The 23,489-nt window shown below is 39.5% G+C and carries 23 protein-coding genes; 8 read left to right on the top strand and 15 right to left on the bottom strand.

Going from position 1 to position 23,489, the window contains the following annotated elements; translation table 11 throughout:
* Nucleotides 1-10: 10 nt before the first annotated feature.
* Both pyrG and rpoE read right to left on the bottom strand, forming a co-directional pair.
* Complete coding sequence (gene pyrG / locus ACLIJJ_RS10915; protein ID WP_233315938.1) at nt 11-1,615, bottom strand: CTP synthase; 1,605 nt, start codon at nt 1,613-1,615, stop codon at nt 11-13.
* A gap of 303 nt (nt 1,616-1,918) precedes the next feature.
* Nucleotides 1,919-2,506, bottom strand: coding sequence for a DNA-directed RNA polymerase subunit delta (rpoE, locus tag ACLIJJ_RS10910; RefSeq protein WP_237942065.1), 588 nt, complete (start codon nt 2,504-2,506; stop codon nt 1,919-1,921).
* A 323-nt stretch (nt 2,507-2,829) separates the two neighbouring features.
* On the opposite strand from rpoE, the gene cls reads away from it, so the two are divergent.
* Nucleotides 2,830-4,029 (top strand): cardiolipin synthase, encoded by a 1,200-nt coding sequence (cls, locus tag ACLIJJ_RS10905; RefSeq protein WP_341079117.1) that lies wholly within the window; start codon nt 2,830-2,832, stop codon nt 4,027-4,029.
* Nucleotides 4,030-4,060: 31 nt separating this feature from the next.
* A complete protein-coding gene (gene uvsE / locus ACLIJJ_RS10900) occupies nt 4,061-5,017 on the top strand; it encodes a UV DNA damage repair endonuclease UvsE (protein WP_411410878.1) in 957 nt (318 codons plus the stop codon).
* Between the two features lie 39 nt (nt 5,018-5,056).
* Here the strand turns inward: uvsE and ACLIJJ_RS10895 are convergent, their stop codons facing one another.
* The 3 genes from ACLIJJ_RS10895 to ACLIJJ_RS10885 all read right to left on the bottom strand — a co-directional run bounded on the left by ACLIJJ_RS10895 (nt 5,057) and on the right by ACLIJJ_RS10885 (nt 7,008).
* Nucleotides 5,057-5,242 (bottom strand): XapX domain-containing protein, encoded by a 186-nt coding sequence (locus ACLIJJ_RS10895; protein WP_233315942.1) that lies wholly within the window; start codon nt 5,240-5,242, stop codon nt 5,057-5,059.
* Between the two features lie 73 nt (nt 5,243-5,315).
* Nucleotides 5,316-6,296, bottom strand: coding sequence for a sensor histidine kinase (locus ACLIJJ_RS10890; RefSeq protein WP_411410877.1), 981 nt, complete (start codon nt 6,294-6,296; stop codon nt 5,316-5,318).
* Between the two features lie 13 nt (nt 6,297-6,309).
* Nucleotides 6,310-7,008, bottom strand: coding sequence for a LytR/AlgR family response regulator transcription factor (locus ACLIJJ_RS10885; RefSeq protein WP_233315944.1), 699 nt, complete (start codon nt 7,006-7,008; stop codon nt 6,310-6,312).
* 228 nt (nt 7,009-7,236) lie between these two features.
* Between ACLIJJ_RS10885 and ACLIJJ_RS10880 the strand changes: the two genes are divergently transcribed.
* Complete coding sequence (locus tag ACLIJJ_RS10880) at nt 7,237-7,989, top strand: ABC transporter ATP-binding protein (RefSeq protein WP_233315945.1); 753 nt, start codon at nt 7,237-7,239, stop codon at nt 7,987-7,989.
* Complete coding sequence (locus ACLIJJ_RS10875) at nt 7,979-9,136, top strand: ABC transporter permease (RefSeq protein WP_411410876.1); 1,158 nt, start codon at nt 7,979-7,981, stop codon at nt 9,134-9,136. The genes ACLIJJ_RS10880 and ACLIJJ_RS10875 overlap by 11 nt, the downstream gene beginning before the upstream one ends.
* Before the next feature lie 36 nt (nt 9,137-9,172).
* Here ACLIJJ_RS10875 and argS read toward each other — a convergent pair whose 3' ends face one another.
* The 4 genes from argS to speE form a co-directional block, all read right to left on the bottom strand.
* A complete protein-coding gene (gene argS / locus ACLIJJ_RS10870; protein WP_411410875.1) occupies nt 9,173-10,843 on the bottom strand; it encodes an arginine--tRNA ligase in 1,671 nt (556 codons plus the stop codon).
* Nucleotides 10,840-11,289 (bottom strand): YwiB family protein, encoded by a 450-nt coding sequence (locus tag ACLIJJ_RS10865; protein WP_233315948.1) that lies wholly within the window; start codon nt 11,287-11,289, stop codon nt 10,840-10,842. Before ACLIJJ_RS10865 ends, argS begins: the two co-directional genes overlap by 4 nt.
* Nucleotides 11,290-11,791: 502 nt before the next feature.
* Nucleotides 11,792-12,664 (bottom strand): agmatinase, encoded by an 873-nt coding sequence (gene speB / locus ACLIJJ_RS10860; protein WP_233315949.1) that lies wholly within the window; start codon nt 12,662-12,664, stop codon nt 11,792-11,794.
* Nucleotides 12,665-12,750: 86 nt separating this feature from the next.
* Nucleotides 12,751-13,578, bottom strand: coding sequence for a spermidine synthase (gene speE, locus ACLIJJ_RS10855; RefSeq protein ID WP_233315950.1), 828 nt, complete (start codon nt 13,576-13,578; stop codon nt 12,751-12,753).
* A gap of 380 nt (nt 13,579-13,958) precedes the next feature.
* Between speE and ACLIJJ_RS10850 the strand changes: the two genes are divergently transcribed.
* Nucleotides 13,959-16,034: a transglycosylase domain-containing protein gene (locus ACLIJJ_RS10850; RefSeq protein ID WP_233315951.1), complete on the top strand. Its 2,076-nt coding sequence runs from the start codon at nt 13,959-13,961 to the stop codon at nt 16,032-16,034.
* A 37-nt stretch (nt 16,035-16,071) separates the two neighbouring features.
* On the opposite strand, the gene ACLIJJ_RS10845 is transcribed toward ACLIJJ_RS10850, so the two are convergent.
* Both ACLIJJ_RS10845 and ACLIJJ_RS10840 read right to left on the bottom strand, forming a co-directional pair.
* Entirely contained in the window at nt 16,072-16,581 is a 510-nt protein-coding gene (locus ACLIJJ_RS10845; protein WP_233315952.1) for a YwhD family protein, read from the bottom strand.
* Between the two features lie 27 nt (nt 16,582-16,608).
* Entirely contained in the window at nt 16,609-17,229 is a 621-nt protein-coding gene (locus tag ACLIJJ_RS10840) for a site-2 protease family protein (protein ID WP_411410874.1), read from the bottom strand.
* Nucleotides 17,230-17,449: 220 nt separating this feature from the next.
* Here ACLIJJ_RS10840 and thmT point away from each other — a divergent pair, with 220 nt between their 5' ends.
* Nucleotides 17,450-17,635 (top strand): 2-hydroxymuconate tautomerase, encoded by a 186-nt coding sequence (thmT, locus tag ACLIJJ_RS10835; protein WP_233315954.1) that lies wholly within the window; start codon nt 17,450-17,452, stop codon nt 17,633-17,635.
* Between the two features lie 55 nt (nt 17,636-17,690).
* On the opposite strand, the gene ACLIJJ_RS10830 is transcribed toward thmT, so the two are convergent.
* From ACLIJJ_RS10830 to ACLIJJ_RS10820, 3 genes are all read right to left on the bottom strand, one after another.
* Nucleotides 17,691-18,197 (bottom strand): YwgA family protein, encoded by a 507-nt coding sequence (locus ACLIJJ_RS10830; protein WP_411410873.1) that lies wholly within the window; start codon nt 18,195-18,197, stop codon nt 17,691-17,693.
* Nucleotides 18,198-18,241: 44 nt separating this feature from the next.
* Nucleotides 18,242-19,540: an HD domain-containing protein gene (locus ACLIJJ_RS10825; protein WP_237942355.1), complete on the bottom strand. Its 1,299-nt coding sequence runs from the start codon at nt 19,538-19,540 to the stop codon at nt 18,242-18,244.
* A 160-nt stretch (nt 19,541-19,700) separates the two neighbouring features.
* Entirely contained in the window at nt 19,701-19,925 is a 225-nt protein-coding gene (locus ACLIJJ_RS10820; RefSeq protein WP_233316152.1) for a YuzB family protein, read from the bottom strand.
* 276 nt (nt 19,926-20,201) lie between these two features.
* Between ACLIJJ_RS10820 and ACLIJJ_RS10815 the strand changes: the two genes are divergently transcribed.
* A complete protein-coding gene (locus ACLIJJ_RS10815; RefSeq protein WP_237942070.1) occupies nt 20,202-21,542 on the top strand; it encodes an MFS transporter in 1,341 nt (446 codons plus the stop codon).
* 125 nt (nt 21,543-21,667) lie between these two features.
* Nucleotides 21,668-22,447 (top strand): RsfA family transcriptional regulator, encoded by a 780-nt coding sequence (locus tag ACLIJJ_RS10810; protein WP_233315958.1) that lies wholly within the window; start codon nt 21,668-21,670, stop codon nt 22,445-22,447.
* Nucleotides 22,448-22,580: 133 nt separating this feature from the next.
* Here ACLIJJ_RS10810 and lipL read toward each other — a convergent pair whose 3' ends face one another.
* Nucleotides 22,581-23,426, bottom strand: coding sequence for an octanoyl-[GcvH]:protein N-octanoyltransferase (gene lipL, locus ACLIJJ_RS10805; RefSeq protein ID WP_233316153.1), 846 nt, complete (start codon nt 23,424-23,426; stop codon nt 22,581-22,583).
* Nucleotides 23,427-23,489 lie beyond the last annotated feature (63 nt).

Here is a 23,489-nt window from a genome sequence, read left to right as displayed (position 1 = left end):
TTTTTTTTGCTTATTTTTCAGAGAAACGCAGGGATGAACCTACAAACTCACGGAATAAAGGCTGTGGTCTAGTTGGTCTTGAGATAAACTCCGGATGGAATTGTGATGCTACAAACCAAGGGTGATCCTTCAGCTCGATAATTTCTACCAAACGGCCATCTGGACTTGTTCCAGAGAAGACGAAACCTGCTTCTTCCATCTCTTGGCGGTATTGGTTATTGAACTCATAACGATGACGGTGTCTTTCATAAATAACCTCATCCTGATATGCTTCGTATGCTTTTGTATTTTCTTTCAACTTACATGGATACAAGCCTAAGCGCAGCGTTCCGCCAAGGTCCTCGATATCCTTTTGCTCTGGCAACAAGTCGATAACAGGATATGCCGTATTTTCATCCAACTCAGATGAGTTTGCTCCATTCCAGCCTAATACATTACGCGCAAACTCGATAGATGCTACTTGCATACCAAGGCAGATTCCAAAGAAAGGTACTTTATTTTCACGAGCATATTGTGTTGTGATAATTTTCCCTTCTACTCCACGATCACCAAATCCTCCTGGAACAAGGATTCCGTCTGCATGCTGCAACAGCTCTTTTACATTTTCAGAAGTTACGTGCTCTGCATTAATCCAATCAATTTCGATGTCTGCATCAAAGGCATAACCTGCATGTTTTAATGCTTCAACTACAGAAATATAGGCATCCTGAAGCTCAACATACTTACCAACAAGAGCGATTTTAACTGTTTTAGACAGATTGCGGACTACATCAACAAGCTCAATCCATTCTGTCATATCTGCTTCTTCACACTTAAGGTGAAGATGGTCGCAAACGATTTGATCCAAGTGTTGTTCTTGAAGAGCTAATGGAATTGTATATAATGTATCTGCATCACGGCACTCAATTACTGAATTCGTGTCAATATCACAGAAAAGAGCAATCTTATCTTTCATATCTTGAGAAATTGGCTTTTCCGTTCTTACAACAATCACATTTGGCTGAATACCTAAGCTGCGAAGCTCTTTAACACTGTGCTGTGTTGGCTTTGTTTTCATTTCGCCGGCAGCCTTGATGTACGGCACCAATGTACAATGAATATACATCACGTTTTCTCTGCCAATATCATTTTTGATTTGACGAATTGCCTCCAGGAATGGAAGTGATTCGATATCACCAACAGTTCCCCCGATTTCCGTAATAACAACATCTGCATTCGTTTCACGGCCTGCTCGGTAAACTCTTTCTTTAATTTCATTTGTAATATGCGGGATAACTTGAACAGTTCCTCCCAAGTAGTCGCCTCTGCGTTCTTTTCTTAGGACAGTTGAATAGATTTTTCCCGTTGTAACATTGTTGAATTTCGTCAAATTAATGTCAATGAAACGCTCATAGTGTCCTAAGTCAAGATCTGTTTCCGCGCCGTCATCTGTTACAAAAACCTCTCCATGTTGGTAAGGACTCATTGTTCCTGGGTCCACGTTAATATATGGATCAAATTTTTGAATCGTCACGCTCACTCCGCGATTTTTAAGCAGCCTTCCCAATGATGCTGCAGTAATTCCTTTTCCAAGTGATGAAACTACCCCACCTGTAACAAAAATATATTTTGTCATTTTAAAATCCCCCTTAGTTAAAGTTTGTGCATATTTGTCTTTATTTAAAGAAAAATAATCGAATATTTTTTTCGAGGGGAGTGAAACAAATTGCCGTAAAGCTACTTTTATAAAAAAGCCTTTCAGCACCCTATGCTTAGCATTTTAAGCAGGTTCTGGGCCTAGAAAATCATTTTATAAAAACAAAAAAGCTCCACTTACTTCTTCAAGTAAGGGAGCGCTATTTAAGCAAATATCAGTTCGTTCCTTTTTTAAGGAGCCCAAAAATGATTTTACAAGCAAGGCATATAAAAGTCAAGGGTCTTATTTATCTTCTTCCTCGTCCTCAAACTCATCTTCATCCTCGTCTTCTTCCTCATCTTCCAGATCCTCGTCCAGCTCATCTTCGTCGATTTCATATGTATCTTCGTCTTCAAAGCTTTCGTCATCATCTTCCTCTGCAAGATCGTCATCCAGCAAATCGTCCTCTTCTTCGATAACATCTTCGTCTTCATCGTCATCAAGAAGATCATCATCATCGAATTCATCATAATCTTCTTCAACGCTGTCATCATAGTCATCGAAATCGTCTTCGGCAGCTTTTTTCGCTTTCTTCTTCTTCGGCTTCGTCACAGTAACGACATCTTCCTCTGACTTATCAACTGGATACCATGTGCGCAGTCCCCAACGATTGTCGCCTAATGATAAAAAGCGTCCATCAATATTTATATCTGTATAGAATTGGGCAATTCTATCATTGACTTGATCTTCAGACAAGTTCAACAGTCTGCTTACTTCCTTCACAATTTCATGGAAAGAATACGGCGTTTTTGCGCCATTTAATAGTTCGTATGCGATTTCAATTAAAGACATTTCATTTAGTTGTTCTTTTGTATAGTTATCAACACTCATTTTGGCACTTCCTTTCGCTATCTGCTCTTTATCCGAATTGGATTGTATGGTGTTATACCATTTCTTTATTGAAAGCTGTAAACCAGCTTAATTACCTCATGGAGTTTCATTGTATACAGTTTCCATTTCATAGTAAAGAGAAAAATACATATTCTCCATTATAAACAATTTTCTAGTGAATATGCTAGTTCTAGCTAAGGTTTATTTAGCTTTTACTTTTCTTTTTCATTCACTAAAAATTTAAGAGAAGTTTATCACGTCTTTCTTCCCTCTTATAGAATATAGCAAATTGGGGCACAATACATAGCCAAGGGGGAACTTCCATGCAAATTTTTTGGACTATCATCTGCATTTTGCTGCTGCTAATCATCTTGCTTTATGTAGATTTAATCGTAGGCAAGGCACTGACTAAACGGAAGGTAACGAGAAGAAATTATCCGTTCAGGCACAGTGATTTTCATATTTTCAATGATGGGAAGGATCTTTTCCCAGACCTGTTTCACGAGCTTGAAGAGGCAGAAAATCATATACATATATTATTTTACACTGTTAAGGCTGACACAATCAGCAACCAGTTCTTATCCATTCTCGAGCGAAAAGCGCAAGAGGGCGTTGAAGTAAGACTGCTGCTCGATTGGCTCGGCAGCTTTCAAGTACGCAAAAAAATCCGGAATAAATTAAAAGAAGCTGGTGTGCAGTTCTCCTACTGCAATACACCAAAAATGCCGTTATTCTATACCCTGCAAGTCAGAAATCACCGAAAAATCACCATTATCGATGGTAAAATCGGCTATGTAGGCGGCTTCAATGTCGGAAAAGATTATATTCACGGCAACTTAAAATTGAGTCCATGGAGAGACTATCACTTTAAAATGACAGGAGAAGGTGTCGATGACCTGCAGCGGGAATTTTTGCTCGATTGGTCTGCTGCGACAAAAACAAATCTCCTACAAAACCCTGTATATTTTCCTGAACAGCCGAAGGGACACTCCCGCCATCAGTTCATTCCGACACAAGGTGTGTATTTAGAGGACGTCTTATGCGGTCTTATTCGAAATGCTAGAAAAACACTGTTTATCGGAACACCTTACTTTATTCCAAGCAAAAGGATTATGGAAGAGCTTAGCCTGGCACAAGACCGTAATGTGGCGATAACGTTACTTTTACCGACAAAACCAGATCATCCTTTAGTAAAAGAGGCATCTTTCCGTTATTTACGCACCTTATTGAAACGTGGAGCAAAGGCTTATCATTATAAACATGGTTTTTTTCATGGTAAAATTATTACAGCAGATGACGAAATTTGCTTTATTGGTACTGCCAACTTTGATAAGAGAAGTATCTTTTTAAACCATGAAATAATTTGCTGTGTTTTTGATTCCAGCTTCATAGCAAGGATGAACAACATTGTAAGGCAGGACCTTTCTTTTTCGGAAGAGTACACACTTAAATTCTTGCTGAAACCTAAATTTAAAACTGTGTTATTGGAGTATCTTGCCCGATTATTTGCACCCTTGCTGTGATTCACTGGTAAATAAGGGAAAGGAGAAAAAGATGAAATTCAGATTCGGCTATGTATCTACTGCGACTAATCTTTGGGACGCCTCTCCCTCCAAAACAATGACTTATGCACGCTACAGTGAACTACCTGACGAAGAACGGCAAAGGAAGCTGCTTGAAATTACGAGGACAAACCTTACGAATACAATGAGAGCACTTCACTATAATATCGGACATGAAATCATGTTATACCGCATGTCGAGCTCTATCGTTCCGTTAGCAACCCATCCTGAGGTGATGTGGGATTTTGTAACTCCCTTTGAAAAGGAGTTTGCCCAAGTGGGGCAGCTTGTGAAAGATCATGGACTCAGGGTCAGCTTCCATCCGAACCAGTACACCCTGTTTACTTCCCCAAGACCGGAAGTGACTAAAAACGCTGTAATTGATATGGAATATCATTATAAAATGCTTGAAGCAATGGGAATAGAGGACAGAAGTGTTATTAACATTCATATTGGCGGATCATATGGTGATAAAGAAAAAACACTGGCCCGCTTTTATGAAAATATACAGTCATTGCCGTTACACATTAAAAAAATAATGACATTAGAAAATGATGACAAGACATATAACACAGAGGAAACTTTGACAGTATGTCAAAACGAAACAATCCCACTCGTTTTTGACTATCATCACCATATGGCGAACTTATGTGAAAAACCGCTGGAAGAATTGCTGTTACCAGTTTTTGAAACATGGAAGCATCGAGGGATTACACCGAAAATCCATCTGTCTTCTCCAAAAACAGAGAAGGCTTTCCGTTCTCATGCAGATTTTGTAGATGCAGAGTTTGTTAAACCGCTCTTACAGCTTTTGCGCCCGCTCCAGATGGATGTTGATTTTATGATTGAAGCAAAGCTTAAAGATCAGGCCTGTCTGCAGCTCGTAGAGGATTTCAGTAAGATAAGAGGAGTTAAAAGAATTGGCGGAGCAACACTAGAATGGAATTAAAAATTAAAGGCGGCAGTCGTTTTCTGCCGCCTCTTCTGCTTAGTTTTTTGAAAAAAGGTTAGAAATCCACGGTTCCAAACTTACATACACTTTAAATCCTGCATAAATGCCAACAATCCCAATAATCCCTGGCAATGCGCCTGGTGCTGGTATCGGCAGCTTGAGCAAGGCAAAGATAAATCCTGTCAAAAATCCAGTTATTAATGCTAATAGAAGTAATTTCATAGACACCTTCCTTTTCCTTATTGCTCTTATTATTTGAAAAGAAGGCGCATTTAAACCTCATAACATAATTAAATCAGCGAATGGACGGCAGCTTGATTTTTACTGTAAATTCTTCTTCCTTATAAACAAAATCCAAAACACCTTGATGTTTTTTGACAATATCGGCAATTATTTTTGTCCCATAGCCTCTTTCATTCCCTGCTTTTGTCGACAGACCATACTGATGATAAAGCCTGTCTAAAATTTTTGCAGGGATTGGCAATGACTTATTTTTGACTGTTAATATATATAATCCGCTTCTTTTTACTAATTGAAGTGTAATAAAGGCATGCTGCTGATTAACCTTCTGCCAATTCAAACATGCTTCAACGCAGTTTTCAAGCAAATTGCCGACAAGTCCTACAAGCTCTTTATCCGGAACCGGCATAGAGGAGATAGGAACTTCTATATCATAAATGATTTCCATTCCTTCCTTTTGAGCCTTTAGGTAATACTGGTGCAAAGTTGCCGCAACTGCTCCGCTTTCCCCCTTAATGGAGAGATTTGTTTCGTTGTACCCGTCAACAAGCACATCTAAGTAAGCCCCTGCTTCTTTAAATTCTTCTTTTTCAAGCATAAAATGAATGGCTGCTATATGTTTTAGAAAATCATGGCGCTCGCTTCTGACAGTCCTGAATGTCTCATTCATGCGAAATATTTCTTCATCTAGCCTGTTAATTTCTTTGCTGAATTTAGACAGTTTTCTAACTTGAATAGCCCTGATAACTTCAACAAGCAAGAACAGCAGGAAAAACAGAAGCCGAATATATTCTGATTCCTGCATAACTGCAGCAGCTGCAATCATAGCCTGAACGAGCCAAAATAAGACCTCAAGTCTCCAGTCCAATGATGCGCCTTGCCTATTTCCTAGCCTCACTAGAAGGAAGCCTTCTGCTAAAAGCATGAGCACCAATATATAAATGGCACTATGCCATCCAAAAGCGTAAAGGAATGCTCCAAGATGAATGGCGGAAAATAAGCTGATTAAACTCCAAGATAAGTGGTCTGCCTTCACTATTTTTTACTCCTTAAAAATAATTGTTTTGAATGAATTCTACCTTTTCCTTTGTAATCATGGCTTTTGCCTCCGTTCCTTCAAATGTAACAGTATAGGAGTTCTTGGCATACAAAGAGAAGCTTTTTATGCAGTGAATGTTAATAATAAAGGAACGATGTGATCTGACAAAGTCCCTCTCTCTCAATTCACCCTCTAATTCATTAAGTGTCTGGTATGTTTTGATTGCTTCTGACTTCGTATGAATGGTCGTCGACCTGCCGGATCTTTCAATGAAAATAATTTCTTTCTTCAGGATAATATGTATGTCATTCTTTTGTTTAATATATAATCTCCCAGCTATTTCAGCTGAACTGGTTTTCTCCATCAGCCTTTTAACAGATTGGACAAGTCTATCTTTTGAATAGGGCTTCATAATATAATCATGGACATTCAACTCAAAAGCGTGAACAGCATAACCGCTGCTTGCTGTTACAAAAATAACAGCGATATTAAGAGCATGAGAGTGGATAATATCTGCAAGCTCATACCCTGACAGATTAGGCATCTCTATATCTGCAATCAGAAGTGTAATGGATTCTTTTTTGATTTGTTCATATGCTTCCTCTGCAGAAGTAGTGGCAAACACGATCTCTGCTTCTGGAATAGAAGAGACAATGCCCGCTAACTTATCCAAATCAATTGCTCTATCGTCTACCAATCCAATTTTCATCCTCATTGTATCCCCTTGTTGAGTATTTTCCACATTGTTTTATTTTACCATGTTTTTAACTCACCATGTTTGCCACCTTGGAAATATTAGGAGGTAAGAGGAAATATCCTTCCCTTACTTCTTCTGGCATTTTCACGACAGGAAACGGACTTTTTACGACATCTATACAGACGCTCATTTCCTTTATCTGTATGATAAAGACATAGAAAACGAGAAGGAAGTGACTAGATGATAACAGTAAATAAAGTAACGAAAACATTTAAGGATAAAAAGATATATGTAACAGCTTTAAAGCATGTTTCCTTTCAAATAAAAAAAGGAGAAACTGTCGGCTTGCTGGGGGAAAACGGCGCAGGAAAAACAACCTTACTTAGGTCGATCGCCACATTGCTTCAGCCAACAGAAGGCTCTATCACTGTCTCTGGATTTGATACGAAGGCAAACCCAAATGAAATAAAGCAAAAGATTGGTGTTTTATTTGGTGGTGAAACGGGTTTGTACGATCGCTTAACCGCAAGGGAAAACTTAGAATACTTTGCCAGGCTTTATGGTCTCAGCAAACATGAAACAAAGGTAAGAATTGATGAATTGGCAAGGATGTTCGGAATGAGAGATTATCTGGACCGAAAAGTCGGCAACTTCTCTAAAGGGATGCGTCAAAAGGTGGCCATTGCGAGGACACTTATTCATAATCCGGAGATTATTCTCTTTGATGAACCGACGACAGGCCTTGATATTACTTCATCCAATGTATTTCGCCAGCTTGTCCATCAGCTGAAGCAGGATGGAAAAACAATTATCTTCTCAAGCCATATTATGGAGGAGGTCTCTCTGCTGTGCGATAGTGTTGCAATGATGCACAAAGGAGAGCTTGTTCATCATGGAAGTCTAGAAGACTTATATACTGCCGAAGGAAGCAGTGATTTGAACTATATCTTTATGAGCAGACTTGTCAGAGGAGGAAATACCCATGTTTCTTAATATATATTTAAAAGAATTAAAAGACTCTTTCAGGGATAAACGAACCTTATTATTGACCGTATTATTACCAATTATCATTATGACTATGCTTACCCTTTTTTATGAAAAGTTGGTATCTGAAGACGAAGGAGAATCCTATATACTAGCGGTTGCCTCTTCTCTGTCAGATGAAGTAAAAACGAGCTTGCTTGCTAACAGCAGCATTGAACTAGTAGAATCACAAAACCCTAAAGAAACATTGCAAAACGGAGATGCACAAGCGGCCTTAGTAGCAGATGATAATCTCGCTAACCTTGTATCAGAAGGACAAAACGCAGAAATAACAATAATCGGAGATTCTTTCAGTCAAAGCTCTTCTACACTCATGTCCCTTACACAAGCTGCGTTATCCCAATATGAGAGCATGATAGTCTCCCAAAGATTGGGTGATCTTGGCATAGAAACTGATACCATAAAGCCATTTTCTATTAATCAGGAGGAATTAAACAGCGAGGATCCGACTATTAATCTTGTTGCCATGCTCATTCCGCTTATTCTAGCTGTTGCAATCGGTGTTGGTGCCGGACCGGCTGCTGCCGACCTCTTCTCAGGAGAAAAGGAGAAGAAAACAATGGAGGCATTGCTGATGACCCCTGTTAGTCGTTCGACACTTGTATTTGCTAAATGGCTGACAATCTCTACAATCGGTACAATCACGGGAATCGTTACATTGCTTGTGGTTGTTTTGGAAATAGCCTTCCTGACAGAAAACTTAAAAAATGCAATTGAATTCAAAGACAACTTTCTATTAGTTGTTACTTTGTCACTCGTGCTCACCATTGTTTATTCGATGTTTGTCGCTTCCCTGCTTATGCTGACTAGCATCGTCGGCAAATCTATTAAGGAATCACAAAGCTATAGTGCGCCAATTATGATGGTTACCATTTTGCCATTAATGTTAATGTCAAATATCGGCATCAATGAATTAGAGTTCAAGCATTTCGCCATACCGGTTATGAATATTTATGCCCTGTTAAAAGAGCTGATTTTCGGCATTACTAACTATGAGCATTTCTTTATCACAATTGCCAGCAATCTTATTGTATTAGTAGTTGTTTTCTTTATCGGAAGAATAATGTTTTTGAAGGATAAATGGGTGATGAATTAAAGAAAAAAGGATGGAAGCAATTCCATCCTTTTTTTATTACATTTTCTCTGGCGCAGAGACACCGATAAGGCGCAGTGCGTTTTTAAGTGTGATTTTTGCAGATTGAATTAATGCCAATCTCGCTTTTGTTCTTTCCATATTATCTGCATCTAATACTTTTTCAGCATTATAGAAGCTATGGAATGTTGATGCTAAATCAAAGATATAATTTGTGATGCGGTGCGGCATTCTTTTTGCAGCAGCTTCTGTCACCGCTTGCGGGAATTCTCCTAGTTTCTTTAATAGGTCAAATTCTTTTTCTGCCGAAATGTAGGAAACATCAAGGTTATTGTCCAGCTCAATGCCCTGTTCTTTCCCTTGTCTTAAGATGCTGGCAATACGTGCGTGCGCATATTGAGCATAGTAAACAGGGTTGTCGTTAGATTGAGAAACAGCCAAATCAAGGTCAAAGTCAAGATGTGTATCAGCACTTCTCATCGCAAAGAAGTAACGTGTTGCGTCCAAACCTACCTCTTCCACTAAGTCTCTCATTGTAACAGCTTTTCCTGTACGCTTGCTCATTTTCATCTTTTCGCCGTTTTTGTAAAGATGAACCAGCTGAATGATTTCCACTTCCAAAGCATCCTTATCATAGCCTAATGCTTGGATAGCTGCTTTCATACGTGGAATATAGCCGTGGTGATCAGCACCCCAAACATTGATAAGCTTAGTAAAGCCTCTTTCCAGCTTATCTTTATGGTAAGCAATATCTGGAGTCAAGTATGTGTAGGAACCGTCGTTTTTAATAAGCACGCGGTTTTTATCATCGCCGAAATCCATAGAACGAAGCCAAGTTGCTCCATCCTCTTCAAAGATATAGCCATTTTCTCTTAGAGAGTTTAATGCTACATCGATTTTTCCGTTCTCATATAGGGAAGTTTCCGAATACCAAACATCAAACGGAACACGGAAATCTTCCAGATCCTGTTTCAGTTTGCCCATTTCGTACTTAAGTCCGTATGAACGGAAGAATTCAAAACGTTCCTTTTCATCAGCATTTACATATTTATCGCCAAACTCAGCGGCAAGCTTCTTTCCAATTTCAACGATATCTTCTCCATGATAACCGTCTGCAGGCATTTCCTTTTCTAAGCCTAAAGCTTGGAAATAACGTGCTTCAACAGAAAGCGCTAAGTTATTGATTTGGTTACCAGCGTCATTGATGTAATATTCTCTAGAAACATCATAGCCTGCTTTATCAAGGATATTGCACAAAGAGTCACCAACAGCTGCACCTCTGGCATGTCCTAAATGAAGATCTCCAGTAGGGTTTGCTGATACGAACTCAACTTGTACCTTTTCTTTATTTCCAAAGCTAGTTTCTCCGTAAGCATCGCCTGCTTCAAGGATTGTCGGAATTAAATCAGCCAAATAGCTGTTATTCATATAGAAATTAATAAATCCAGGACCAGCAATCTCAACCTTCTCAATGGAAGCTTTCGATTGATCAAAGTTTTCGATAATTGCTTCTGCAATTGCTCTAGGAGCTTTTTTTGCCACTCTCGCCAGCTGCATCGCCATATTCGTAGAGTAATCTCCGTGCGCTTTGTCTTTTGGCAATTCAAGGATTACTTCTGGAATCTGTGCCTCTTCAGCAAGACCTGCCTTCATAACACTTGCTTTAATTTCATCCTTCAGTTTATCTTTTATTTGGTCTACTATATTCATGCTTGTTCTTTTTCCTCCTTCAGTTGGATGGTCATATGATAGGTTCCATTGTTATTGCCATTCACATTTAAATCATACAATATATCAATAAGCCCAGATAAACTTTCTGCTTCCTTTTCAAAGCTCAACCGCTTCGTATCTGTTACCATCAGAAAGGTTCCATAGGGGGTTTCATAGCTTCCGTTTCGCTTTTTATTCAACAGAAAGGAAAGGCGCATTTTAACGGCTCCGCTGCGAAGTATTAAACCTTCGTGTTCTGCAATCTTGACGATTGTCTTGATGGTCCCTTCTTCGATCACTTCTTCATACTTCACATAACTGCTTCCATCTTTTTCTAAGTATTGTCCAAATCCAACCCACTCAATACTTTCCTTGTTGCTTCCATTGTAGATATTGGTGGTCACATGTATTTTAACAGGTGTTTGTTGCCCTAACGTATTAGACAACGGCAACACTTCCTTTTCCTCTAAACTATAACTTAATAAGTATAAATTTTTTAAAAGGGAAGTGCAAGATGATGTATGGATATAGATGAAAGTATCTTGGTTTGTATAAAAAAGCGGGGGGGCAATCCATCCTATCTGATCCATAAAGACGAATAATAAATACTTTGAAACATACGGTCCTTGAGTTGACAGGAAAATGGGTTCGTTCCATTGCGCTCGGCCACTCGCTTCACTAGAGGTGACCTCTGCACCTTTTCCCTAACATTTTAAATCAATAATAAAAGAACCGAACTATTTAACCAATAAAAGGTTAAAATAGTTCGGTTCCAACTTAGGATTAAATACTTATGTCACAGCCTCTTGCAAATGGAAGACTTATTATCCTCTAGAAAAGATTTCCACGGGTCGAGTGCCGATCCTCGCTAATAAAAGCAAGAAGTCTCACCTATCCGCTCCAATCAATCTCCTTTTATGAAGCAGGATAGCTACTTCATACTCTTACTTATTTCACCCAACCAAGGATCATTTCTCTGATAAGCTTACTTGCAGTGTTTGCTGTTTGTTCTGATGGATCGTAGATTGGAGCTACTTCTACTAGGTCTGCTCCTACGACATTTACTTCAGAACGAGCGATTTCGTGGATGGATGCAAGCAATTCTTTCGAAGTAATTCCGCCTGCATCAACTGTTCCTGTACCTGGTGCATGGGCAGGATCTAGTACATCAATATCAATCGTTACATATACTGGTCTGCCAGCCAATGTTGGCAGAATTTCTTTAAGTGGCTCTAGCACTTCAAATTTAGAAATATGCATGCCCACTTCTTTTGCCCATTCAAATTCTTCCTTCATTCCAGAACGGATTCCAAAGGAATAAACGTTTTTTGGACCAATCAGGTTTGCAACCTTTTTAATCGGTGTTGAGTGAGAAAGAGGCTCTCCCTCGTATTCATCGCGAAGATCTGTATGTGCATCCATATGGATAATTGCCAAATCCGGATATTTTCTGTACATCGCTTGGAAAACACCCCATGATACTAGATGCTCTCCACCCATTCCTAATGGAAACTTGTCTTCTGCCAGTACTTTTCCCACAAATTCTTCAATCATATCTAAGCTTTTTTGTGGATTACCGAATGGCAGCGGAATATCTCCAGCATCAAAATAATTAACATCCGCCAAGTCACGATCTAAATATGGGCTGTATTCCTCTAGCCCAACTGACACCTCACGAATTCTTGATGGACCGAAGCGAGATCCGGGACGGAAAGAAACTGTCCAATCCATAGGCATTCCATAAAGAACTGCCTTGCTTTCCTCAAAACTTGGGTGACTTTTTATAAAAACATTACCTGCATATGCTTCATCAAAACGCAAAACCTGTCCACTCCTTTTTAGGGTTATTCCCTAAGCTTCTTTTTATATCAGGCTCTGCAAAGATTCTTTATCCTTAAAAGAGCCGTCTATTCTGTTAAGTCTTTTACGAACTTCGGGAGCACAAAAGCAGCTTTGTGCAACTCCTTCGTATAGTATTTTGTTTCCAATTCATGAAAACGGTCTTCCTTCACTTCAAGCGGGTCATACTTTTTTGAACCAATAGTGAATGCCCACATACCACTTGGATATGTTGGAATATTAGCAACATACAGTCTCGTGATCGGGAATATCTCTTTAACATCCTTTTGCACCGTTCGAATGAGGTCAGCCTTGAACCATGGGTTGTCTGATTGCGCTACAAACAAGCCATCTGCCTTTAATGCCTTTGAAATTCCTGCATAGAAGCCTTTAGTGAACAAGTTAACAGCAGGGCCAACTGGCTCTGTTGAATCGACCATAATTACATCATAGTCATTTTCACTTTCAGCAATATGCATAAATCCGTCTCCAACCTTAACATCAACTCGTGGATCCTCCAGCTTACCTGCAATTTCCGGCAAAAACTTTTTACTATATTCAATTACCTTCCCGTCAATATCTACTAAGGTTGCTTTTTTAACAGTAGGATGCTTTAGAACTTCTCTAATAACACCGCCGTCGCCACCGCCGACTACTAGCACATTCTCTGGATTCGGGTGTGTGAATAACGGTATATGTGCCACCATTTCATGATATACGAACTCATCCTTGACGGAGGTCATGACCATATCGTCCAATAAGAGCATATTGCCCCATTCTTCTGTTTCAACCATATCAAGCTTTTGAAATTCTGTTTGCTCTGTATGTAATGTTTGCTTTATCTTCATCGTAATTCCGAAATTATCTGTTTGTTTTTCTGTAAACCATAATCCCATCTTTTGCTTCCTCCATTCTTTATTACCTCAAAATAAGGGTTTGAAAAAGGTGCTCTCGCCATTGATTTCCTCTTGCCTTACTATGAAAGGCTCAAATCAACAGAGACAGGCTGTTACATTTAAAAAGCATGAAAAGGGGCCAAGTTGACTATTCCTTCCTATATACTTCCCAAACAAATAAATAACAAACACGAAAAAAAGTATAGAGTAAATTCGCTAAAATGCAAGAAAAATTTACTAGCACAGTTATAAAAGGTTTAAAATGCCATTCTTATCCACATACTAGTGCTATCTAAAAAACTTGAGCATTCCTCGCTATAGGAGTTCACAATATGACAAGATTTATAAAAATCACAAATCCACTCGGAGGTGCGGCGTAAATGGAACTCATCGCAAAGGATCGCCTTAAAAATTCAGCCAAATATATCCGGCTGCTCATTATTCTGGCCATCCTCGCCGGGTTTATTTTCAGCGTTATTTTTGCAGGTGTCCTCATATATGCGAAAGCATTAGGAGCACCGCCACTAACTGTGTCCCAATCGACCATTTACTATTCTGATGATGGTACAATCATTGGCGAAAGCAACAGCGGACAAAAAAGGTATTGGGTGCCGATTGAGGAAATAAGTCCAGATTTAGTCAATGCGACCGTATCGATAGAAGATAAGGGCTTCTATGATCACCATGGCTTTGATTATAAGCGAATTGGTGCCGCTGTACTTGCAGATATAAAGGCAATGGCGAAGGTGCAAGGTGCAAGCACGATAACACAGCAGTATGCCAGAAATCTGTTTCTTGAGCATGAAAAAACATGGAAAAGAAAGCTCTCAGAGGCTTTTTATACAATCAGACTTGAAATGTTTTATACAAAACAAGAAATTCTGGAAGGTTATATTAACACCATCTATTATGGTCACGGCGCGTACGGTGCTGAAGCGGCAAGTCAATATTATTTCGGCAAGCCTGCTTCTGACTTAACTTTAGGTGAGGCCGCAATGCTTGCGGGTATACCGAAAGGACCGAGTATTTACTCTCCCCTTGTTTCACCTGATAACGCAAAAAAAAGACAGGAAATCATCTTAAATTCCTTGCTGGAGAATGGCTATATTAACGAGCAGCAAAAGAAGACAGCGTTTGAAGAAAAGCTCAAATTCACAGGAGAGTTTCCGATTTCCAGCACAGAAACTGCGCCTTACTTCCAGGATGCTGTTAAAAGCATCTTGAAGTCAGAACTGAAGATGGATGACCGCACTATCCAGTTAGGCGGCTTACGGGTATATACAACATTAGATACAAAGCAGCAAAAAATCGCTGAAGATACGATAAAAAAACAGATAAGTGATACAAGCAAGATTCAAGTTGGGTTTGTAGCAATGGATCCTAGCAGCGGCTATGTTAAAGCAATGGTCGGGGGGCGAGATTACAGCGAAAGCCCATTTAACAGAGTTACCCAAGCAACACGTCAGCCTGGCTCTACAATGAAGCCGCTCCTTTATTATGCTGCATTGGAGCATGGCTTTACACCTGTGACGATGATGAGCGGTGAGAAAACGACCTTCCGATTTGATGACGGGCGCGATTCCTATACTCCTCATAACTTTAACAATCAATATGCTGAAGGAAACATCTCAATGGCACAGGCACTTGCCTTATCCGATAATGTTTATGCTGTTAAAACACATTTATTTCTAGGCATGGATGTCTTGGCGGACACTGCTGAAAGATTTGGACTGACCACTCCAATGCAAAAGGTTCCTTCACTTGCGCTCGGAACCTCGAATGTAAAGGTGCTGGACATGGCTAATGCATACAGTATGCTGGCAAATGGCGGGAATAAGGTAGCTCCCGTATTTATCACAAAAATTGAAACTGCCGACGGCCAAGTGCTTTATAAGCAAAAACAAGAAAATGAACAAGTGTTAGACACTGATTTAGCATTTATCATGAATTCCATGATGACAGGCATGTTTGATAAAAATCTAAATGGCTATGCAAGCGTGACAGGGAGCACAATCGTAAATGACATAACAAGGATTTATGCAGGCAAGTCAGGATCGACCGAATCAGACAGCTGGATGATCGGATACACCCCACAGCTTGTATCTGCAGTCTGGACAGGTTATGACCAAGGAGAGTCTATTACTCTGTCTGCAGATAAAACATATGCTAAAAAGGTTTGGGTGAACTTTATGGAAAATGCCTTGAAAGATGAACCTATTCTAGGCTTTAAACCGACAAAAGGCACTGCAGCTGCTTATATAGACCCAAAAAGCGGAAAGCTGGCAACAGAGGCTTGTTCAACAAAGAGGCTTATGTACTTTACAAAAGAGAAAGTACCAACCCAATATTGCGATGATCTTCCTAAATATGATTCAACAGAACAAAGCGGGAAGAAAAATGACGGGAAAGAACAAGTGGAAAAACAGCCTTGGTATAAGCGGATTTTTCATTGGTAATAGAAAACAGCCTTCCATAGAGAAGGCTGTTTTTTATTTATCCAAGCAAATCCTTTTTCAGCTGATCTGTTGAATTATTCCAAAGTGACTCGTCATGATTAATAAGAAAATCAGCAAGCACTTTTTTTGATTTATCATCCATATGATCTACCATAATATGGCGTTTCATTGATTTATCCATTTTATTGACATGTTCCGGAAGGGATTTATATCCTCTGCGAATAGAGCGGTCAACTGTCATTTCACAAGCTGTCACACCAGCATAGTATGGACCTTCAAGCTTACGGTCGATTGTTACCCACACAAGCCAGTATGGCTTACCGTTCGGGACTTCTTCTTTTTCTTTCAAAAACTTTATTCCTTTTTCAACAGCACTTCTAGCATGCATGGCGCCGACATCGACAACTGCCTCACCAGCTTCTACATCTATAATTACTGGAGAGACATTCTCCAAGCTCAAAGAGCCGATGCCGAAGCCTTTATGACCGTCTGTCGGATCATTTTTAATAATATTGAAGCCGACTGGCTTTTTCTTTTTCTCTTCCAATGTGTACACTCCTTTAATAGTATTTTGTTAAAACAAGATGGAAGTAAATAGACTGGCAAAAAATCCAGAGATACTATTTATCCATGGTGAAATTGTTTGATCAGACAATCCAGTTACAAGCAGCACAATAAAAAGAATCGAGCCATACACTTCATACTTGGACAAGATAGATCTAACTCTTGAATTAACTAAGTCTTCAATAATACGATAGCCGTCCAATGGAGGCAGCGGCAGCAGGTTAAATGCAAAAAGCATTAAGTTTATAGACACAAAAATGGACAGGAACGGATAGAGATCAAAGGCAGTCCCAGCAGGAACCCCTAATCGGTACAAAATAGACACACCTGCATAGCCAATAAACGCTAAGATCAGATTACTAAAAGGTCCTGCAAATGAAACTAAAACACCAGCAAGTTTTGGCCGTTTAAAATAATGACGGTTGACCGGAACTGGCCGCGCCCAGCCAAAGCCGGCAATCAAAATGAAGATGGCCCCGATTGGATCAATATGGGCAATCGGATTAAATGTGAGCCTCCCCTGTTTTTGTGCGGTCGGATCCCCAAACTTATATGCCACATATGCATGGGCAAATTCATGGACCGTAAAAGCAATAATGATGGAGATGATAATGTATGGCAAACTCGCCAAAGATTGTGAAAATAACAAAATGCTTTTTCTCCCCTCAAATTACGTATTGTTTTCTATATCTTCTTTCTATTTTCTCTATTTAGATAGACGTACTTGATAAAATTATACATGATATAAATTAGAAAAGAAATCTTTCAAACAGCAACTGGCTTTGTTTAGCTTACTTGCTATTTTTTTGAAAATATGAAAAACTAAAAAAAATGCATTTGGAGGGATATATATGCCGTATATTACAGTTAAAATGCTGGAAGGCCGAACAGAGGAGCAAAAGAAGAATCTTGTTGCGAAGGTGACAGAGGCCGTTGTTGAAACGACTGGCGTACCAAAGGAGAAAGTTGTTATTTTCATTGATGAAATGTCCCCAAACCATTACGGAATTGCAGGTGTGCGCAAAAGCGACGAATAGAAAAAAAGGATAGTGTTCCTTTGGCTTTGCCTTAAAAGAACACTATCCTTTTTTCTTATTGTTTTGCCAGCCCTTTTAAAGAATCAATATATTGGTAAGCAGCTTCGACTTCTTCCACTGTATACTTCTGCTTGCTTTTTAACGTAAATACCTTTTCTTGCACTTCTTCCTTTTCCAAATTGTCAAAAAAGAGGACAGTGGATACAAGTTCAAGGAAACGGGAGTTTTGTCTGTTCATATCATTCAGACAGCCAGGCAATGCCGGCATTTCCACATCATTCTGTTCTAAAAATTCTTGGCCGTTGTCTGTCAGCGTATACCGATACTGATAATAGCCGCCCTTTTTTTCTTTTATTTCATTGAGAAATCCCATATTGCAAAGTTCTTCTATCCTCAATGTCAGCTCTTCTGAATACGGTCCAAAAAAATGAAATTGATATTTTTCATGGAAAGGGAAATCCAGCTTCTTTGCGATGTAAATCATCTTTTGCAATTTTTTTCTTCCGTTAATCTCACCTGAAGCAGCAATCGCGTTCATAATTTTCGCATGATCTTTTAACAAAATTGGTCATCTCCTACTCCGAATAATCCTGTAAATACACCTTATTAAATATCTAATAACTGCCTTATCTGCATCTTTGTTTCTTCGTGTTCACGATCGTCTTTCAAGATGTCTTTAGGGAAATAAAGTTTATGATCTGTCCTTCTTTTGCCCGAAATACTGTCCACAATCTCGGATTCTCTTGATAGCTCTCTAATTTCATTGTTCTTCATCAAAAGATGAATCGGAAGCCGCTCCTCCTCTTCACCTGGACGGTAAAAGTCATACGGAAGATCGGAGGATGAATCTACTACCAGGTAATACTCTGGATCTAGACCAATCTCTGTAAAGAGCTTAGATAATTCAGCGAGCTTCTTGTATTCTTTTGCCGGATCAAACTCAACATATTTGAACAGGTTCCGGTTCATGAAGCGTCGGCATAAATCCCTTAAAATCTCATCCTCTTCTTCTTGCCACATTTGGAAATAATAAAGAATGATAGACTCATCCAGCTTCAAGTAGTCTTCTAACGATGTTTCTTCTTCAAAGATAGAGTAGAAATGGGTTGGATGATGAATAAAGGAGTAAAATTGCTCATGCAAGTGTTTCGCTCTATGTAGAATTTTCGTCAAGATGACTTCCGCACTTCTAGACACAGGGTGAAAATAAACTTGCCAATACATCTGATAGCGGCTCATTATATAGTCTTCTACTGCATGCATTCCGCTCTGCTTAATAACGGCCTGATCCTCACGAGGGCGCATAACACGCAATATTCTTTCCATATCAAAGTTCCCGTAGCTTACACCGGTAAAGTACGCATCTCGCAACAGATAATCCATGCGATCAGCATCAATTTGACTAGAAATAAGACTTACAACTAGCTTTTCTTTTGATGTCTTGCCAATGACTTCTGCTACTCTTTTCGGGAAGTCGGCTGCTACTCTTGACAGCACTTGATTGACCTCTGTATCACCAAGAATGATGTCCTGTGTGAATTGCTCATGATCAAGATCAAACACCTTTTCAAAAGAGTGAGAAAAAGGACCGTGCCCTAAATCATGGAGCAGCGCGGCACATAATGACAAAAGCCTTTGGCTGTTATTCCATTCCTTCCTGTCCTTAAACACGTCATCGATAATTCTTCTGACAATCTCGTACACGCCAAGAGAATGGTTAAACCTGCTGTGCTCTGCACCATGGAAGGTTAAATAAGTGGTTCCAAGCTGTTTAATTCTCCGCAGGCGCTGGAATTCTTTCGTTCCGATCAGATCCCAAATAGCCCGGTCTCTGACATGGATATATCGATGCACAGGATCCTTAAACACCTTTTCTTCATTTAACTTCTCTGTAGAATATGCCATGCTTTCGTCTTCCCTCTTTTCTTTTATTGTCGGTTTCTCTGCAAGAAGAATATAAAAAGAGGGATTTCTGTTTAAAAAGGTTATCTGCATGCAGGCTTTGCCTCTCAAGCTGATGTTACACTTTTTAGAAACTCCTCTTTTCAGTTAAGCTGTTATAAGATTATTTCTTTAGCTTATTATTTACTTTATCCATTAATTCCTCTTCTGTTAATGCTGCAAGCGGACGATTATTAACAAATGCAAAGGTTTTCTTGCGACCTGGTCCGCAATAGGATTGACAGCCAATCTCTATCTTTGCCTCAGGATCTATTTGCTTCAGACGCGGTATCAGTGTTTTTAAGTTAACTGCCTGACAATCGTCGCAAACTCTAAATTCGTTTGCCATCATGACAACCCTTTCTATCTCAAACATTCTTTAATCTAGTAAAGATATTCATAAGTTCGTTATATTGCTATATGGTATTTTACCCCTTCTTCCAAATCAATGCAAGATGCAAACTATTGTCAAAACAGCTCGAAAAAAGGCTCCTTTTAGGCAACAAAAATACAGAATAGGCTTGTCTCGAAACCGCTCTATTCCTAGTTTAAAGCTTCTGAGCATACATCTATGTTTCCCAGGGAAATTATTGTATAATTCATCTGAATTTAAGGAGGAGTAAATATGACAAAAAGCAGAACATTAGTCATGGTAAGTATCGTCCTAGCCATGCTCGTTGCTTCTATTGATACAACGATTATGAATACGACAATGCCTATCATTGCAAAAGAACTAGGGCGATTTGATTTATATGCATGGTCCTTTGCATCCTATATGATCACAAGCACTATCCTTTCTCCTATTGCAGGGAGACTTTCAGATATATTTGGAAGAAAAAAGGTCTTTGGTTTCGGGATACTGTTATTTTTGGCTGGCTCTTTATTGTGCGGCATTGCAGGCGATATGGTCCAGCTTATCCTTTTCAGAGCTCTTCAAGGGATGGGTGCTGGCTTTATGATGCCATTTCCCGCTATTATTGCTGGTGACTTGTTTCCCATTGAAAAGAGAGGAAAAATCCAAGCGTTGTTCACAGCAATGTGGGGCTTATCTGCCATCCTTGCTCCCCTACTCGGCTCATTATTTGTAGAGTTTTTAACATGGAGATGGATATTCTTTATCAACTTGCCTGTTTGTATCGTTGCATTTTTAACCTTATTGCCATATAAGGAAGACTATCAGCCGAAAAAGGCAAGTGTCGATTATATTGGTGCCATTTTGTTTGGTGCAGCAATCACTTTCCTGCTGTTAATCACATTAGTGGAAAAAGGCCAAGTTTTGTATGGATTAGCCGGCATCATTCTGTTGATTTGTTTTTATCTATATGAAAAAAGACAAACATCTCCGATTGTTCCGCTGTCCATCTTTAAGAAAAAGACAATTTTCTGGATTTATATTAATGGATTTATTGGGACATTGGCATTGTTCGGCACGTCAAGCTATATTCCCCTCTTTCTTCAGGATGTCGCCGGACTTTCTCCTTTTCTGAGCGGAATTGCGTTATTAGGTGTAGCAGTTGGCTGGATGCTTGTATCAGTGCCTGCCGGTAAATGGATACTAAAATACGGCTATCGCATTCTACTAATCATCGGCAACGGACTTCTCGTTTTATCAGGTATAATGCTTGTGCTCCTCAATGAGACCCATGGATTTGTGTATACATTCATCATCATGCTCATACAAGGTTTAGCATTTGGTTTGCTTTCAACCGTCGGGGTAATCGGCTCTCAAGCATTAGTAGGCCCGCATGAAAAAGGGATTTCCACCTCTTTCTTTATGTTCTGCCGAAATATGGGTACATCCATTGGTGTTACTATCATGGGCGCACTTCTTACAAGTCAGGCTGTGTTTATGACAGGAATTCATCATCTTTTCCTTTATGGGTTCATTACAAGCATCGCAGCACTGGTAACAGCATTTTTTATCCAGAATGAAAGTTCAGTAGAAAAAGCTGGTTCCACAAGATAACGGTATTCTTTCGCTCTATAAAAAAATCTACTATCCTTGTATTTCGTTTGTATAAATAAGCGCCATGGTGGCAATGATGTAACTAGAAATACTTATTTATCGAAACAAATCGGGAGTTGAGTGATATGAAGATACGCCAAGATGCTTGGTCAGAAGAAAATGATTTATTGCTGGCAGAAACAGTTTTGCGCCATGTCAGAGAAGGAAGCACACAATTAAATGCTTTTGAAGAAGTTGGGGATAAGCTCAATCGCACATCAGCAGCATGCGGCTTCCGCTGGAACGCAGTTGTTCGCCACCAATACGAGAAAGCACTGCAATTAGCAAAAAAGCAGCGTAAACAGCGGCAAAGAATCCTCGGCAAAGACCAAGGTGGGAAAAAGAAGCTTTTGTATTCTCCACCAGTGCCTTCTGCAGACGATTTGGAAGCTTTAACAGTCTCCACAAGCATGGAATTTTCCTCATTTGAGATTCAAAATATAGAAGAGGAAGAAGAGGCTGCTCCAGTTTATCAGGAAAGTGTTCCAGAACAAATGCTGCTTGCTGCTCCACAGGAAACAACAAGCATCTATAAGAGCCCTAGTGCCAACACTAATTCTTTGGATTTTGACACAGTCATTGCCTATTTACAAAATTTCCGTAATTCTCAGCTTCAAGTAGAAGTGCTAAAAAGTGAGAATGAAAGATTAAAAAGGGAAATGGCCATGCTGAAGAGCCGCAATCAAGAATTAGAAGGAAAATTGGACAAGCTGGAAAGCAACTCAGAAACTATTCAGGAAGATTATGAAACATTGCTTAAAATAATGAACAGAGCTAGGAAGCTAGTCGTTTTAGAAGAAGATGAGCGTCCGGCAACAAAGTTTAAGATGGATCGAAACGGAAATTTAGAAAAGCTTGCTGAATAGCTATTCGTGCACACCCTTCTAGTCACAGGACTTAAGTGCTGGTTTGGCAACCATTCTCGTTAACCATAAAAGAGGATTATAGATCGATAAAAGCGTTAAATAGCGCCTACTATCCATCTATAATCCTCTTTTCTTATCTGAACGGACTCAGGAACTTTTCGTTGCGCTCGATTACACGCTCATAGTAAGAATCAAATAAAGGTATCTCTTCTCCTTGCAGCTGGTCAGCAAACAAAAACTCTGCATGATCCTTTAAGGAATAAAGCAGCTTTGTCAGCACTTGATCAACTGTGAGCTCGACTCCGAGCAATTCGGATAATGAGGCCATCACTTCAGGCACTATGTCTGGATAAGCAAACTTTGTTTCTTCGCCGTTTTTTCCAATAGCATAAAACTCTTCTATAGCTTCTGCTCGTTTTTGACCGCTTCCAGAAACACAAAGATAGATTTGAACAGCAACTCCGCTTCTCATTCTTCTTTGGGAAATTCCTGCGAATTTTTTACCGTCTATGCTTAAATCATAGCTGCCAGGGCAATAGGATCCTACGATTTCCTTTGCTTCAATGTTTTTATGAAAATCAGAGAACATATATTTAATAAGCTCCCACATCGTATCATAGCCGCTGTTAATATCTATCCCCTTTTCCTGCTCAGGCAAGATAAGGGAAATGTTTAATACCCCTTCATCCAGAACAACTGCCAATCCGCCTGAATTTCTGACGATATATTGGAATCCCTCTTTTTCTAAATAGGCAAGCGCATCCTTTAAATAAGGCAGCTTCGTATCTTGAATTCCTAATATGACTGACTTGCCATGCACCCAAGTGCGCGCTGTTGCTGGCGCCAAACCTCCGCCGACAGAAGCGCATAGCGTATCATCCATTCCAAAGGAATGCAATGGGGAAACATGTAAACCGGTGCTCGACTGGTCAATGATTCTCCATTTCTTTTGCTTTAACAAACTGTTGTTTTCCATTATTGCCAAGCTCCTTCATAAGGAAAAGTCATGCTAGTGTTACAGGTTTTCCTGAATCAATAGCGC

The organism is Niallia laureatilytica, from assembly GCF_046613985.1.
Lineage (GTDB): Bacteria > Bacillota > Bacilli > Bacillales > Cytobacillaceae > Niallia.
This window is presented reverse-complemented; position numbering and strand designations above follow the sequence as displayed.

Coding starts and splice junctions, on each gene's coding strand:
- ACLIJJ_RS10815 (WP_237942070.1), top strand. CDS start 20,202: ATGACAAAAAGCAGAACATTAGTCATGGTAAGTATCGTCCTAGCCATG.
- ACLIJJ_RS10825 (WP_237942355.1), bottom strand. CDS start 19,540: ATGGCATATTCTACAGAGAAGTTAAATGAAGAAAAGGTGTTTAAGGAT.
- ACLIJJ_RS10885 (WP_233315944.1), bottom strand. CDS start 7,008: ATGAAAATTGGATTGGTAGACGATAGAGCAATTGATTTGGATAAGTTA.
- uvsE (WP_411410878.1), top strand. CDS start 4,061: ATGAAATTCAGATTCGGCTATGTATCTACTGCGACTAATCTTTGGGAC.
- ACLIJJ_RS10820 (WP_233316152.1), bottom strand. CDS start 19,925: ATGGCAAACGAATTTAGAGTTTGCGACGATTGTCAGGCAGTTAACTTA.
- ACLIJJ_RS10810 (WP_233315958.1), top strand. CDS start 21,668: ATGAAGATACGCCAAGATGCTTGGTCAGAAGAAAATGATTTATTGCTG.
- ACLIJJ_RS10895 (WP_233315942.1), bottom strand. CDS start 5,242: ATGAAATTACTTCTATTAGCATTAATAACTGGATTTTTGACAGGATTT.
- ACLIJJ_RS10880 (WP_233315945.1), top strand. CDS start 7,237: ATGATAACAGTAAATAAAGTAACGAAAACATTTAAGGATAAAAAGATA.
- ACLIJJ_RS10875 (WP_411410876.1), top strand. CDS start 7,979: ATGTTTCTTAATATATATTTAAAAGAATTAAAAGACTCTTTCAGGGAT.
- thmT (WP_233315954.1), top strand. CDS start 17,450: ATGCCGTATATTACAGTTAAAATGCTGGAAGGCCGAACAGAGGAGCAA.
- argS (WP_411410875.1), bottom strand. CDS start 10,843: ATGAATATAGTAGACCAAATAAAAGATAAACTGAAGGATGAAATTAAA.
- cls (WP_341079117.1), top strand. CDS start 2,830: ATGCAAATTTTTTGGACTATCATCTGCATTTTGCTGCTGCTAATCATC.
- pyrG (WP_233315938.1), bottom strand. CDS start 1,615: ATGACAAAATATATTTTTGTTACAGGTGGGGTAGTTTCATCACTTGGA.
- ACLIJJ_RS10850 (WP_233315951.1), top strand. CDS start 13,959: ATGGAACTCATCGCAAAGGATCGCCTTAAAAATTCAGCCAAATATATC.
- speE (WP_233315950.1), bottom strand. CDS start 13,578: ATGGGATTATGGTTTACAGAAAAACAAACAGATAATTTCGGAATTACG.
- rpoE (WP_237942065.1), bottom strand. CDS start 2,506: ATGAGTGTTGATAACTATACAAAAGAACAACTAAATGAAATGTCTTTA.